Here is a 13,983-nt window from a genome sequence, read left to right as displayed (position 1 = left end):
TGGACGTCGTGCTCGAACTGTCGGGTGGTCTCCCGCTGCTGGTCGCCACCTTGGCCGAGTCGGGGCACGATGCGCACGACCCGACGGGGATGGCGGTGGCGCGGTTCCTGAACTGGGTTCCCGACCAGCAGCGCCGCGAGGACGCCGTGCTGGCCGCGCTGCCCCGGGGCCTCGACGAGGACATCCTGGCCGCGTTGGGCGCTGCGGACGGCACGGCCGAGCTGTTCCGCTGGCTGCGCGACCGGCCGTTCGTGCACGAGAGCCAGGGTCGTCTCCAGTACCACCAGGTGGTTCGGGAGACGATGGTGCGCTACGAACGCGGTCGCGCTCCGAGGCGTTTCCGCCTGCGCCACCAAACGCTGGCCGAGCACTTCGAACGGTGCCGCCGGGAACTCGGGTTGCCGGGCGAATCTGTGGTACGACGGCGAATGGCGGGCGCTGCTGGTCGAGGAGTACTACCACCGGCTGTGCTGGGCCGCGCACCGCTGGTTGCCGGCCGCCCTGGAGCACTGCGCGGCGGCGTGCGACGTCGACGCCGTGACCGCGCAGTCCTGGTTCGACATGTTCGTCGAGGCCGCACGGGATTCGTCGGTGTCGATGGTCGTCACGTTCGTGCGCGACGTGCAGCGCTTCGTGCGCCCCAGCGGGGAACTGGATCTCAACGGCCTGCAGAAGTACCTCATCGGCAGGCTGGAACAGGACGGCCACGGGCGGGCGACGAGTACCCGGGCGCGCACCTGGGTTGCTACCGATGCCGGGGCGGCCATCTCGGGTGGTGGCGCCTGGTCGTTCGGAGAGCAGGAACGCCAGGGCTCCCAGTACCCGGGAAAGCAGGACCATTTCGGCACCGACCTGTCGGAGTCGGCGCCGCCGGTCATCGGCGAGTGAGGTCGTGGGCCCCGAACTCGGTTGCCGTGATGCCCATCAGCACGAGGTACTGGGCCCCGCCGCACAGGAACTCCGGGTCGCGCAGGCGGCCTTCCTCGCGGAAGCCGAGTTTGCCGTGCAGCGCAAGGGAAGCCAGGTTGCCGTCGTAGATCCCGACCTCGCACTTGCGGTAGCGGAGCCGTCCGAACATGTACGCGAGCAGGGCGGTGATCGCGTCGTCGGCGTAGCCGCGGCGGCGGTGCTGCGGGCCGATCCCGATGCCGTAGCTGAACCGGCCGGAACCGGGTTCGGCTTGGCTGGCGCACAGCGAGCCGACCAGCGTCCGGTCGCGCAGCGTCTCGATGGCCAGCTGGATGTCGTCGCCGGAGTCGGCGTGGTGCGCCCGGTGTGCTCCCCAGTGCCGGTACCCGTCGAACTTCGGGTAGTGGGTGTCGGAGGATTCCCGGTCGAACCGCATCAGGGTGCGCCGGTCGGCCGGCTCGACGCGCCGCAACCACACCCGCTGCCCGACCGGGCCCGACGTCGTGATCGACGCCGAACGGCGGGCACCCGTGCCGGGGCGGGGTGGGGTCATCGTCATCGGCAACGATGATGCCGGGCGAGCCGCGCCGAACTCGAAGCGGGGTGCCGGAACACTCGGTCGCTAGCCGCGCACGGCGCGTAGCGCGAGCTGCGTCCGGTTCTCGCAGCCGAGCACCGTCATGAGCCGCGAGACGTGGCCTTTCACCGTGCCTTCGCTGAGGTAGAGCCGGGCGGCGATGTCCGCGTTCGGCAAGCCCTCCGCGACCAGCGCCAGCACCTCCCGCTCCCGCTCGCCGAGCGCCGCGAGCTCGGGGTCGGGCCGCGACACGGGCTCCGCCTCGCGGCGTTTCCGCAGCCGCTGCGCCGCTTCTTCGGAGAGCACCGACGCGCCCGTCGCGGCGGCGACCACCAGCGGCACGAGCTGCGCCGGGGGAGTGGTCTTGAGCAGGAAGCCGGTTGCCCCCGCGTCCAGGGCGCCCAGCACGTGCTCGTCGGTGTCGAGCGTGGTCATCGCGACCACGACCGGCGGATCGGGCAGCGCGCGGATCTTCGCGGTGGCGGTGACGCCGTCCATCCCCGGCATCCGCAAGTCCATCAGGACCACGTCGGGCCGGTGACGCGCCGCGGCTTCGACGCCGACGGCGCCGTCGTGTGCCACCGCGTCCACCACGATCTGCCCGGTGGCGGACAGGATGATGCCGAGGAATTCGCAGACCATCGACTCGTCGTCCACCACGACGACGTGCACGGCGTCGCCGGTCACGGCAGTTGCGCCAGCTCGGTCCACGTGCCATCCCGCTCGTCAGGGGTTGATCCGCCCGCAGGCAGGCTCGCCCGCAGAGCGTAGCCGCCGTCGCCGGTCGGTGCGTGCTCGCAGTGCCCACCGAGCAGCGCGACCCGTCGCCGCAGGCCGGCGAGCCCAATTCCGTTGCCAGGGCCGGGATCTGGTTCGCCGCGGCCGTTGCGCACCAGGACGTCGATGGTGTCGGCCACCTTGATCTCGACCAGGACTTCGGCTCCTGGCGCGTGCTTTCGGGCGTTCGTCAGCCCTTCCCGCACCACCTGCCGAACGGTGCGCGCGAGGGACTGGGGCACCGCGGCGAATTCTTCCGCCAGCACCAGCTGCACGGACTGGCCGGCTGCGCGCGCCTCGTCGACCAGTTCCGCCACCTCCGGCGGCGGGGCGTGACCGGAAGTGCCCAGCAGGTCCAGGAGTTGCCGCAGTTCGGCCAGTCCTTCGGTGCCCAGGCGGCTCATCTGCTCCGCGGCCTGCCGCGCGTTGCCCTCGGTCGTCGTGACCGCGAGGGCGTTGGCGTGCAACACCAGCAGTGTGAGCACATGTCCGAGCGTGTCGTGCATTTCCGCCGCCACCTTCTGCCGTTCCTGCTCGCGCGCCTCGCGGATCGCGGCGGCCCGCTCGCGGGCCAGCGCCGCGACGCGGTCGCGGCGGGCCTGGCGAAGCCGCCGGGCCAAGCTGACGCTCACGCCGCCGAGGACGGGGCCGGCCGCGCTCAACACGGCGGCAAGGGCCGAGTCTCCGTCGAGCGTCGCCCGCACCCCGACGACGAGCAGGTACCCGAGCAGGATCGCGCCCGAGATGCGCAGTTGCCGCGGCGTGCGCGCATCTTCCACCACCAGCACGGTGGCCCACGCCAGCGCGAGCGGAACCCAGATCACGCCCTGCTCGACCAGCAGCGCTCGCCAAGGCGAGTCGGCCAGTTGCATCACTCCTGCGACGACGGCGACAGCCGCCAAGCCGATGTGCCGGTGCGTGGGCAGGCGCGCGACCAGCACCGTCGCGGCCAGCTGAGCCAGCAGCCCGACGGCGATCGGCGGAGCGAGGGCGGCAGGCGGCCCCGGCAGCACGGCGAGCGCGAAGGCGGCGCCCAGGATCGCGAACGCCGCGGCGATGAACGGCAGCCAGCGCCGCATGCGCCCGCCAGTGCAGACATCGGTCATCCGGGAATCGTATGGCGGGTGCGGCGCCAGGACGCCGGTCGCGGCGCAGGTCCGGACTTTCGTCGGGCAACGCCGGACTTTCGTCGCCCAGCCGCCCCCGCAGCAGGCTGCGGGGGCAAAACCCGTTGCGACGGCGGGAGATGACGGATCAGCGCGTGGTGGACCAGGATCGCGGGCGCTCACGGATCGACCGGGAGGCCGTGAGCGCGGCGCCGACCAGCACCGCGAAGCCCAACGACCGGCAGCGCCACGACCAGGGCGAGCGTGATCAGCCCGGCGAGCCCGAGACCGCCGCTGGCGAGCATCCCGGTGTATCCGGCTCTGGGCACGTCGGTTGGCCTGGACACCACCGGCGCGCCCCTTTGCTCCCGGGCCCGAAGGGCACGTTGCGCCAAGAAGATCAGTTCGTCCCGCCCTTGATCGAGCGGAGCCGGGCCCGGTCGCCGCCGCCGGAAACTTGCCGCCCGTTCGGGTGCCACGCGGTGGGAGGATTGGGGTGAACGGGCCGTTCGCCGCGTGACGGCCGCCCGTTTGATTAATGTTGCATCGGAGTGCATAATCATCCGCATGACGGTTCGAGTGGCAGTTGCCGGGGCTAGCGGCTACGCGGGCGGGGAACTGCTCCGCCTGCTGCTGTCGCACCCCGAGGTGGAGATCGGCGCGTTGACCGCGGGCGGCAACGCCGGGAGCAAACTCGGGCAGCACCACCCGAACCTGCTGCCGCTGGCGGACCGCGTGCTCGCCGACACCACGACCGCCGAGCTCGCCGGCCACGACGTCGTCTTCCTCGCGCTCCCGCACGGCCACTCCGCGGCCATCGCCGCCGAACTCGGCGACGACGCGGTCGTCATCGACTGCGGCGCCGACCACCGGCTCAACGACCCCACCGACTGGGACCGCTGGTACGGCGGCGAACACCCCGGCACCTGGCCCTACGGCATCCCCGAGCTCCCCGGCGCCCGGGACCGGCTCCGCGGCTCCCGCCGCGTCGCCGTCCCCGGCTGCTTCCCGACGGTGTCCTCGCTGGCGCTCGTCCCCGCGCTCGCCGCCGGGCTCGTCGAGCCGGATGCGGTCGTCGTCGCGGTCACCGGCACCTCCGGCGCCGGCCGCGCGCTCAAGCCGCACCTGCTCTCCGCCGAGGTGATGGGCTCCGCCAGCGTCTACGGAGTGGGCGGCGCGCACCGGCACACGCCGGAGCTCGTGCAGAACCTCAGCGCCGCGGCCGGGGAGCCGGTGAAGGTGTCGTTCACACCGGTCCTCGCCCCGATGCCGCGCGGCATCCTCGCCACCTGCTCCGCTCCGCTGCGCGCGGGCGCTGACGAGGACACCGCCCGCAAGGCCTACCTCGATGCCTACGGCGACGAGCCGTTCGTGCACGTGCTGCCCGAGGGCCACTGGCCGCAGACCTCTGCGACGCTCGGCGCGAACACCGTCCACCTGCAGCTGGCGGTGGATCCGGACGCCGGCCGGCTGATCATCGTCGGCGCCGAGGACAACCTCACCAAGGGCACCGCCGGCGGCGCCGTGCAGTGCATGAACCTCGCGATCGGGCTGCCCGAGACCACCGGGCTGCCGCTGGTCGGGGTGGCTCCATGAGCGCGTTGAAGCTCCGGCTGCACGCCGAGCAGCTGGCGGTCGGCCTGGTTCCGGCGCACGCCAACCTGGCGTTGACCGGTGGCACCGCGCCGATCCACGGCAGCCTGACCACCAGCGCGGGCCGCACCATCATCTTCCCGTTCTCGCTGGCCGCCGAGTCCGGGCCCGACGTTCGGGTGGAAGGGCCGTTCCGCGCGCTGGAGATCGACGGCCCGCTGGACTTCGCGCTGACCGGCGTGCTGGCGGCGCTGCTGGCTCCGCTGGCCGACGCCGAGATCAGCGTCTTCACCCTGTCCACATTCGACACCGACTGGATCCTGGTCCCGGCCGATGCGGCCGAGCGGGCCGCCGACGTGCTGACCTCCGCTGGGCACACCGTGGATATCGAGGAGAACCAATGAGCGTGACCGGACCTGCCGGTTTCCGGGCGGCCGGGATTGCCGCCGGGATCAAGGCCGCGGGCGCGCGCGATGTCGCGCTGGTCGTCAACGACGGGCCGCGGCAGGCCGCCGCCGGAGTGTTCACCACCAACAAGGTCAAGGCCGCGCCGGTGCTTTGGTCGCAGCAGGTGCTGACGGAGCGCAAGCTGCGCGCGGTGGTGCTCAACTCCGGCTGCGCCAACGCCTGCACCGGCCCGGAGGGTTTCCAGGACACCCACGCCACCGCCGAGAAGGTCGCCGACGTGCTCGGCGTCGGCGCCATCGAGATCGCGGTGTGCTCCACCGGCCTGATCGGCGAGCGGCTGCCGATGGACGCGCTGCTGTCCGGTGTGGACACCGCGGCGAAGGCGCTGGACGCCACCGACCAGGCCGGTCTCGACGCGGCCACGGCGGTGCTCACCACCGACAGCAAGCCGAAGCGGGCCTTCGGCGCGCACGACGCGGGCTGGTCGGTCGGCGGATTCGCCAAGGGCGCCGGGATGCTCGCGCCGAACCTGGCCACCATGCTCAGCGTCGTCACCACCGACGCGGTGATCGGCGGCGACGACCTCGACGAGGCGCTGCGCGCGGCCGCCCGGGTCACCTTCGACCGGCTCGACGTCGACGGCGGCACCTCCACCAACGACACCGTCCTCGTGCTGGCCTCCGGCGCCTCCGGCGTCGAACCGTCCAAAGAGGACTTCACCGGGCTGCTCACCGCCGTCTGCACCGACCTGGTCCGCCAGCTGCAGGACGACGCCGAAGGCGCCACCAAGACCATCGACATCACCGTGCGCGGCGCGGTCAGCGAGGCCGACGCGGTCGCCATCGGGCGCACCATCGCCGAGGACAACCTGGTCAAGACCGCGATGTTCGGCTCGGACCCGAACTGGGGCCGGATCGCGATGGCGCTCGGCCGGGTCGACGCCGAGATCGACGTGGCCAAGCTGGAGATCGCCACCAACGGCGTCACGCTCTACGCGAACGGCACCAAGGCCCGCGACCGCAGCGAGGCCGACCTCTCCGGCCGCGCCATCGAGATCGTCGTGGACCTGCACCTCGGCGAGCACGCGGCGACCATCCTGACCACCGACCTGTCCCACGACTACGTCGAAGAGAACAGCGCGTACTCCTCATGACCAAGCAAGAAACCAGCGACCGGCTGGCCACCGCGGCCGAGAAGGCCAGCGTCCTCGTCGAAGCCCTCCCGTGGCTGCAGCGCTTCCACGGCGCGACCGTCGTGATCAAGTACGGCGGCAACGCGATGATCGACGACGAGCTCAAGCGCGCCTTCGCGCACGACATGGTGTTCCTGCGGCTCGCCGGCCTGCACCCGGTGGTGGTGCACGGCGGCGGCCCGCAGATCACCGCGATGCTCGACCGGCTCGGCATGGAAGGCGAGTTCCGCGGCGGCCTGCGGGTGACCTCCCCGGAGACCATGGACGTGGTGCGCATGGTGCTGGTCGGCCAGGTCGGGCGCGAACTGGTCGGGCTGATCAACCAGCACGGGCCGTACGCGGTCGGCATGTCCGGCGAGGACGCCCGGCTGTTCACCGCCGAGCGCCGCACCGCGACGGTCGACGGCGAAGCCGTGGACGTCGGGCTCGTCGGCGACGTGGTGTCGGTCAACGCCGACGCGGTGCTCGACCTGATCAAGGCCGGTCGCATCCCCGTCGTCTCGACCGTCGCCCCCGACGCCGACGGCGTGGTGCACAACGTCAACGCCGACACCGCCGCCGGAGCCCTGGCCGTCGCGCTCGGCGCCGAGAAGCTCGTGGTGCTCACCGACGTCGAGGGCCTCTACACGAACTGGCCGGACCGCGGCTCGCTGGTGTCGCGCCTGGACACCGACCAGCTGGCGGAACTGCTGCCCGGCCTGTCCTCCGGCATGGTCCCCAAGATGGAGGCCTGCCTGCGCGCGGTGCGCGGCGGGGTGCCGCGGGCGCACGTCATCGACGGCCGCCTCGCGCACTCGGTCCTGCTGGAGGTTTTCACCAGCGCCGGTGTCGGCACGATGGTGCTGCCAGTCGAGGCAGCGGAAGGCGAGAACTGATGACCACCAACGCCGCGGGCGCGCAGCGCTGGCAAGCGTCCATGATGGACAACTACGGCACGCCGAAGCTGACCTTCGTCAGCGGCTCGGGCGCCGAGTTGACCGACGCCGACGGCAAGACCTACCTGGACTTCCTCAGCGGCATCGCGGTCAACGCGCTCGGTCACGCGCACCCGGCCGTGGTGCAGGCCGTCTCCGCGCAGATCGGCAAGCTCGGCCACGTCTCCAACCTCTACGTGCACGAACTCGGCCTGAAGCTCGCCGAACGGCTGCTCGACCTGGCCGGCGCGACCGGCCAGGGCAGGGTGCTGTTCTGCAACTCCGGTGCCGAGGCCAACGAGGCCGCGTTCAAGATCGCGCGACTGACCGGCCGCGCCAAGCTGGTCGCCGCCCACGGCGGCTTCCACGGCCGCACCATGGGTGCCCTGGCGCTCACCGGCCAGCCCGCCAAGCAGCAGCCCTTCGAGCCGCTGCCGCCCGGCGTGGTGCACGTGCCCTACGGCGACGTGGCCGCGCTGGAGTCCGAAGTGGACGACAACACCGCTGCGGTGTTCCTGGAGCCGATCCAAGGCGAGAACGGCGTTGTCGTGCCGCCCGAGGGCTACCTGCAGGCCGCCCTGGAGATCGCCACCCGCAACGGCGCGCTGCTGGTGCTTGACGAGGTGCAGACCGGCATCGGCCGCACCGGCTCGTGGTTCGCCTTCCAGCGCACCGGCGTCGTGCCCGACGTGATCACCCTGGCCAAGGGCCTCGGCGGCGGCCTGCCGATCGGCGCCTGCATCGGCATCGGCGCCGCGGGCGACCTGCTGCACCCCGGCCAGCACGGCACCACCTTCGGCGGCAACCCGGTGGTCTGCGCCGCCGCGCTGGCGGTGCTGGACACCATCGCCGCCGACGGGCTGCTCGAACACGTCGAGCAGGTCGGCAAGGACCTGGTCACCGGCCTGCAGCAGCTCGACCACCCGCTGATCGGCGAGGTGCGCGGCGCGGGCCTGCTCATCGGCGTCGGCCTCACCGAGCCGGTGTCGGCCAAGATCGCCGCCGCCGCGCAGGAAGCCGGCTTCCTGATCAACCCCATCCAGCCCGACGCGATCCGGCTGGCCCCACCGCTGATCGTGCGGCCCGACCAGGTGCGGCGACTGCTCGCCGCCCTGCCCGCGCTGCTCGACGCTGCCAAGGAGAACCACTGATGCCCCGGCACTTCCTCCGCGACGACGACCTCACGCCCGACGAGCAGGCCGAGGTCCTCGACCTCGCCGACCAGCTCAAGGCCGATCCGCTCGGCTCCGACGCGCTGGCCGGGCCCAAGTCGATCGCGGTGCTCTTCGAGAAGAACTCCACCCGCACCCGCCTGTCCTTCGAGGTCGGTATCGCCCAGCTCGGCGGCCAACCGGTCGTCGTGGACGGGCGGATGATGCAGCTCGGCCGTGAGGAGACCATCGAGGACACCTCCCGGGTGCTGTCCCGCTACGTCGACGCCGTGGTGTGGCGGACCTTCGCGCAGGCCCGCATCGACGCCATGGCCTCGGTGTCCCGGGTGCCGGTGATCAACGCGCTCACCGACGAGTTCCACCCCTGCCAGGTGCTCGCCGACCTGCAGACCATCCGGGAACGGCACGGCAAGCTCGCCGGCCTCACCCTGACCTACCTCGGCGACGGCGCCAACAACATGGCGCACTCGCTGATGGTCGGCGGCGTCACCGCCGGCATGCACGTCCGCATCGGCGCGCCGGAGAGCTTCCGGCCGCTGGACTGGGTGCTGGAGGCCGCCAAGCAGCGCGCCGCCGAGACCGGCGGCTCCGTCGAGCTGTTCAACACCCCGAACGGCGCGGTCGAAGGCGCGGACGTGCTGGTCACCGACGCCTGGACGTCGATGGGCCAGGAGAACGACGGCAAGGACCGGGTCAGCCCGTTCCGGCCGTTCCAGGTCAATGCCGAACTGCTGGCCGCCACCGGCAAGACCGACACCAGCGTGCTGCACTGCCTGCCCGCGCACCGCGGCATGGAGATCACCGACGACGTGATCGACGGCCCGGCCAGCGCGGTGTTCGACGAAGCCGAGAACCGCCTGCACGCGCAGAAGGCGCTGCTGGCGTGGCTGGTGCGACGAGCATGACGACCCGGGTCGCGCGGCAGGCCCGCATCATCGAACTGGTCGCGTCGATGGGCATCCGCAGCCAGACCGAACTGGCCAAGCTGCTCGCCGGCGACGGCATCGACGTCACCCAGGCGACGCTGTCGCGGGACCTCGACGAGCTCGGCGCGGTCAAGCTGCGGGGCGCCGACGGCGGGGCGGCGGTCTACGTCATCCCCGAGGACGGCAGCCCGGTCCGCGGCGTGCAGGGCGGCACGTCGCGGCTGAGCCGGCTGCTCGGCGAGCTGCTCGTCGGCGCCGACGGCGCGGGCAACCTGACCGTCCTGCGGACCCCACCGGGCGCGGCGCAGTTCCTGGCCAGCGCCATAGACCGGGCGGCGCTGCCGGAGGTGGTGGGCTCCATCGCAGGCGACGACACCGTGATGATCGTCGCCCGCGAGCCCCTCACCGGGCACCAGCTGGCCGACCGGTTCAGCGACATGGCCGCGGGCGGACGGCAATCCGAAGCGGACGCCGAGACGACGCGGTCCACAATGGATCACGACGACCAACACTTGACCGAGGGAACACCGTGACGCAGCAAGGCAGCGAGCCCACCAAGCTCTGGGGCGGCCGGTTCGCCTCCGGCCCGGCCGAAGCGATGGCCGCGCTGAGCCTGTCGACCCACTTCGACTGGCGACTGGCGCCCTACGACATCGCCGGATCACGCGCACACGCCCGCGTGCTGCACCGCGCCGGGCTGCTCACCGCCGACGAACTCGAGCGGATGCTCGCGGGCCTGGACGTCCTGGCCGCGGACGTCGAGGCGGGCACCTTCAAGCCGGTGATCGACGACGAGGACGTCCACACCGCCCTCGAACGCGGCCTGCTGGAACGCGTCGGGCCGGAACTCGGCGGCAAGCTGCGCGCCGGGCGCTCCCGCAACGACCAGGTCGCCACGCTGTTCCGGATGTGGCTGCGCGACGCCAACCGCCGCGTCGTTGCCGGCGTCCTCGACATCGTCGACGCCCTCGTCGCCCAGGCCACCAACCACCCCGGCGCGGTGCTGCCCGGCCGCACCCACCTGCAGCACGCGCAACCGGTGCTGCTGGCGCACCACCTCCTCGCGCACTGCCAGGCGCTGCTGCGCGACGTCCAGCGCTTCCGCGACTGGGATGCCCGCACCGCCTACTCGCCCTACGGCTCGGGCGCCCTGGCGGGCTCCTCGCTCGGGCTCGACCCGCAGGCCGTCGCCGCCGAGCTCGGCTTCGCCGGCGCCGTCGACAACTCCATCGACGGCACCGCCTCGCGCGACTTCGCCGCCGAGGCGGCGTTCTGCCTCGCGATGCTCGGCGTGAACCTCTCGCGCATTGCCGAAGAGGTGATCATCTGGAACACCGCCGAGTTCGGCTACGTGACGCTCGACGACGCCTGGGCGACCGGCAGTTCGATCATGCCGCAGAAGAAGAACCCGGACGTCGCCGAGCTGGCCCGCGGCAAGTCCGGGCGGCTCATCGGCAACCTCGGCGGCCTGCTGGCCACGCTGAAGGCGCAGCCGCTGGCGTACAACCGGGACCTGCAGGAGGACAAGGAACCGGTCTTCGACTCCGTCGAACAGCTGGAGCTGCTGCTGCCCGCGATGGCGGGCATGCTCGGCACCCTGACCTTCCACACCGGGCGGCTGGCCGAACTCGCGCCCGCCGGCTTCACCCTCGCCACCGACATCGCGGAGTGGCTGGTGCGGCAGGGCGTCCCGTTCCGGGTCGCGCACGAGGCGTCGGGGGAGTGCGTGCGCACCGCCGAGGCCCGCGGCGTCGGGCTGGAGGACCTGACCGACGAGGAACTCGCCGCGGCCAACCCCGCGCTCACCCCGCAGGTGCGCGAGGTGCTGACCGTCGAAGGCTCGATCGCCTCCCGCGACGCGCACGGCGGCACGGCCCCGAACCGGGTGGCCGAGCAGCGCGAACGCGTCGCCGCCGGGGTGCGGCAACATCGCGAGTGGCTGTCTAAGTGATCACGGTTTGGGCACGACCGGTAGTGTCTTGCCTGTGAGTCAGGTGACACGCGACGAACTTGCCCTCGATCCGCTGTGGGTGGCCCGCCGCTTGCTCGGCTGCGAGCTGAGGTCGAACGGGCCGCAGGGCGAGGTCGGCGTACGCCTGGTCGAGGTTGAGGCCTATCGCGGCGTGGACGACCCCGCGTCGCACTGCTACCGCGGGCAGACCGAGCGCAACGCCGTGATGTTCGGTCCGGCGGGCCACCTGTACGTGTACTTCGTGTACGGGATGCACTTCTGCATCAACGTCGTGTGCCTGACCGACGGTGTCCCCGGTGCGGTGCTGTTGCGCGCCGGGGAGATCACCACGGGTCCCGAGCTCGCCCGGTCCCGCCGCCCGGCGGCCCGCAAGGACGCCGAGCTCGCCAGCGGGCCCGCCCGGCTGGCCGGGGTCCTCGGCATCACCCGCGAGCACAACGGCGTCGACCTCACCGACCCGGAGTCACCCATCCGGCTGTACAACGGCACCCCGGTCGGCGAGGACGACATCCGCAGCGGGCCCCGGGTCGGCGTCGCCGCCGCGATGGACCTGCCCTGGCGGACCTGGGTGGACGGCTCCTCGGCGGTCAGCTCGTACCGGCGCGGCGGCCGTCGCCGCATCCAGGCCCGGACGTAAAGCCGGTTGCTCGCATGAGCGAGACTTGGATGCGTGAGTGAGAACATCCTTGACGAGCTGACCTGGCGCGGCCTGATCGCGCAATCCACCGACCTCGACTCGCTGCGACGGGAACTCGACCAGGGGCCGCTCACGCTCTACGCCGGTTTCGACCCGACCGGGCCCAGCCTGCACGCCGGGCACCTGATCCCGATCCTGACGCTGCGCCGCTTCCAGCAGGCCGGGCACCGGCCGGTGGTCCTGGCCGGCGGCGCCACCGGCCTGATCGGCGACCCGCGCGACGTCGGCGAGCGCAACCTGCACGACGAGAACACCGTGCTGGAGTGGACCGACAAGATCCGCACCCAGCTGTCCGCGTTCGTCGACTTCGACGACTCGCCGACCGGCGCGATCATGGAGAACAACGCGCACTGGACCGCCGATCTGCCGGTCACGGCGTTCCTGCGGGACATCGGGAAGCACTTCTCGGTCAACACGATGCTGGCGCGGGAGACCGTCAAGCGGCGGCTGGAAACCGACGGCATGTCCTACACCGAGTTCAGCTACATGCTGTTGCAGGCCAACGACTACGTGGAGCTGTACCGGAAGTACGGCACCCGGCTCCAGCTCGGCGGCTCCGACCAGTGGGGCAACATCATCGCCGGTGTCGACCTGGTCCGGAAGCAGGAGTCGGCCGCGGCGCACGCGTTGACCCTGCCGCTGGTCACCGACTCGGAGGGCCGCAAGTTCGGCAAGTCCACCGGCGGCGGCAACGTCTGGCTGGATCCGACGATGACGACGCCGTACGCCTGGTACCAGTACTTCGTCAACGCCGCCGATGCCGACGTCGCGAAGTACCTGCGGCTGTTCACCTTCCTCGACCGCGAGGAGATCGACGAGCTGGAGCGGAGCACTGTGGAGCGGCCCCAGCTGCGGGCCGGCCAGCGCAAGCTCGCCGAGGAACTGACCACGCTGGTGCACGGCGCGGATCAGACCCGCAAGGTCGTCGCGGCCAGCCAGGCGCTGTTCGGCAAGGGCGAGATCGCCGAGCTCGACGAGGCGACCCTGGACGCCGCGATGGCGGCGGTGCCGACGGCAGACGCCCGGCTCACCGACGCCCCGACGATCGTGGACCTGCTCGTCGAGACCGGCCTCGCCACCGGGAAGGGCGCGGCGCGACGCACCATCAAGGAGGGCGGCGCGTACGTCAACAACGGCAAGATCGCTGATGAGGAGTGGTCGCCGAGCAAGGACGACCTGCTGCACGGCCGCTGGCTGGTAATCCGCCGTGGCAAGCGTCACACTGCGGGCGTTCGGGTCGTGCACTAGCCTGGAATCAGCACCGGAAAGGGGCGCTGAGCTGCATGTTCGGGTTCCGCCGGTGCTGATTCGAGCCGATTTGACTCGACGCTGAACGACGCGTAACTTATTCCAAGTCAGCGCGGAACGGGCCGATGAAAAACGGACCGGGCACTGACGCGGGGTCGCGAACCAAGCTCCTGCTTCCGGGTGGTAGAGTGGGCGTCCCGATCAGGAAATCGAAATTCGACTGCCGGACTTGGTTGTCCGCGCAACGAGGTTGCGGTTTCCGGCCAGATCTTTGATACAACAGTGCTTGGCTGCGGCCGGGTGGAATAGCGAGCCGAAATTCGGCGGTGATCCAGTGGGGCGACCCCCTGGAAATGCCGAAAAAAGGGTCTGCTACTCTGGTCAACAGCAAAAGCGCGAAGAGGAAATGCTCCCCGGAGCTCCAGTTCTGATTGTGGGACTGGGTGATGGTGTGGGTGTGTTCTTTGAGAACTCAACAGCGGACTGTTTTGG

The 13,983-nt window shown here is 71.4% G+C and carries 14 protein-coding genes; 10 read left to right on the top strand and 4 right to left on the bottom strand.

Annotated features, from left to right (window positions below; genetic code table 11):
* Nucleotides 1-874: 874 nt before the first annotated feature.
* The 4 genes from AB0I53_RS19770 to AB0I53_RS19755 all read right to left on the bottom strand — a co-directional run bounded on the left by AB0I53_RS19770 (nt 875) and on the right by AB0I53_RS19755 (nt 3,719).
* Nucleotides 875-1,345 (bottom strand): GNAT family protein, encoded by a 471-nt coding sequence (locus AB0I53_RS19770; protein WP_358604824.1) that lies wholly within the window; start codon nt 1,343-1,345, stop codon nt 875-877.
* Nucleotides 1,346-1,531: 186 nt separating this feature from the next.
* Nucleotides 1,532-2,197, bottom strand: coding sequence for a response regulator transcription factor (locus tag AB0I53_RS19765; protein ID WP_358604607.1), 666 nt, complete (start codon nt 2,195-2,197; stop codon nt 1,532-1,534).
* Nucleotides 2,170-3,369: a histidine kinase gene (locus tag AB0I53_RS19760; protein ID WP_358604604.1), complete on the bottom strand. Its 1,200-nt coding sequence runs from the start codon at nt 3,367-3,369 to the stop codon at nt 2,170-2,172. Before AB0I53_RS19760 ends, AB0I53_RS19765 begins: the two co-directional genes overlap by 28 nt.
* 179 nt (nt 3,370-3,548) lie before the next feature.
* Complete coding sequence (locus tag AB0I53_RS19755; RefSeq protein ID WP_358604601.1) at nt 3,549-3,719, bottom strand: hypothetical protein; 171 nt, start codon at nt 3,717-3,719, stop codon at nt 3,549-3,551.
* A 217-nt stretch (nt 3,720-3,936) separates the two neighbouring features.
* Between AB0I53_RS19755 and argC the strand changes: the two genes are divergently transcribed.
* From argC to tyrS, 10 genes are read left to right on the top strand one after another with little or no spacing between them, the layout of a single operon-like run.
* Entirely contained in the window at nt 3,937-4,965 is a 1,029-nt protein-coding gene (gene argC / locus AB0I53_RS19750) for an N-acetyl-gamma-glutamyl-phosphate reductase (protein ID WP_358604598.1), read from the top strand.
* Nucleotides 4,962-5,366 carry an ACT domain-containing protein gene (locus tag AB0I53_RS19745; protein WP_358604595.1) on the top strand — a complete coding sequence of 135 codons (405 nt, stop codon included), beginning with the start codon at nt 4,962-4,964 and terminating at the stop codon, nt 5,364-5,366. Before argC ends, AB0I53_RS19745 begins: the two co-directional genes overlap by 4 nt.
* Entirely contained in the window at nt 5,363-6,523 is a 1,161-nt protein-coding gene (argJ, locus tag AB0I53_RS19740) for a bifunctional glutamate N-acetyltransferase/amino-acid acetyltransferase ArgJ (protein WP_358604592.1), read from the top strand. The genes AB0I53_RS19745 and argJ overlap by 4 nt, the downstream gene beginning before the upstream one ends.
* Nucleotides 6,520-7,437 (top strand): acetylglutamate kinase, encoded by a 918-nt coding sequence (gene argB / locus AB0I53_RS19735; protein ID WP_358604589.1) that lies wholly within the window; start codon nt 6,520-6,522, stop codon nt 7,435-7,437. The genes argJ and argB overlap by 4 nt, the downstream gene beginning before the upstream one ends.
* Nucleotides 7,437-8,627 (top strand): acetylornithine transaminase, encoded by a 1,191-nt coding sequence (locus tag AB0I53_RS19730; RefSeq protein WP_358604586.1) that lies wholly within the window; start codon nt 7,437-7,439, stop codon nt 8,625-8,627. Before argB ends, AB0I53_RS19730 begins: the two co-directional genes overlap by 1 nt.
* Nucleotides 8,627-9,553 (top strand): ornithine carbamoyltransferase, encoded by a 927-nt coding sequence (gene argF / locus AB0I53_RS19725; protein ID WP_358604583.1) that lies wholly within the window; start codon nt 8,627-8,629, stop codon nt 9,551-9,553. Before AB0I53_RS19730 ends, argF begins: the two co-directional genes overlap by 1 nt.
* Nucleotides 9,550-10,107 carry an arginine repressor gene (locus AB0I53_RS19720; RefSeq protein ID WP_358604580.1) on the top strand — a complete coding sequence of 186 codons (558 nt, stop codon included), beginning with the start codon at nt 9,550-9,552 and terminating at the stop codon, nt 10,105-10,107. The genes argF and AB0I53_RS19720 overlap by 4 nt, the downstream gene beginning before the upstream one ends.
* A complete protein-coding gene (gene argH, locus AB0I53_RS19715; protein ID WP_358604577.1) occupies nt 10,104-11,525 on the top strand; it encodes an argininosuccinate lyase in 1,422 nt (473 codons plus the stop codon). Before AB0I53_RS19720 ends, argH begins: the two co-directional genes overlap by 4 nt.
* A gap of 34 nt (nt 11,526-11,559) precedes the next feature.
* Nucleotides 11,560-12,183 (top strand): DNA-3-methyladenine glycosylase, encoded by a 624-nt coding sequence (locus AB0I53_RS19710; protein WP_358604574.1) that lies wholly within the window; start codon nt 11,560-11,562, stop codon nt 12,181-12,183.
* Nucleotides 12,184-12,216: 33 nt separating this feature from the next.
* A complete protein-coding gene (gene tyrS, locus AB0I53_RS19705; RefSeq protein ID WP_358604571.1) occupies nt 12,217-13,491 on the top strand; it encodes a tyrosine--tRNA ligase in 1,275 nt (424 codons plus the stop codon).
* Nucleotides 13,492-13,983: the final 492 nt, after the last annotated feature.

Source organism: Saccharopolyspora sp. NPDC050389 (assembly GCF_040655595.1).
Taxonomy (GTDB): domain Bacteria; phylum Actinomycetota; class Actinomycetes; order Mycobacteriales; family Pseudonocardiaceae; genus Saccharopolyspora.
Note: the sequence above shows the minus strand (reverse complement) of the source record. Positions and strands in the feature narration are given on the sequence as shown.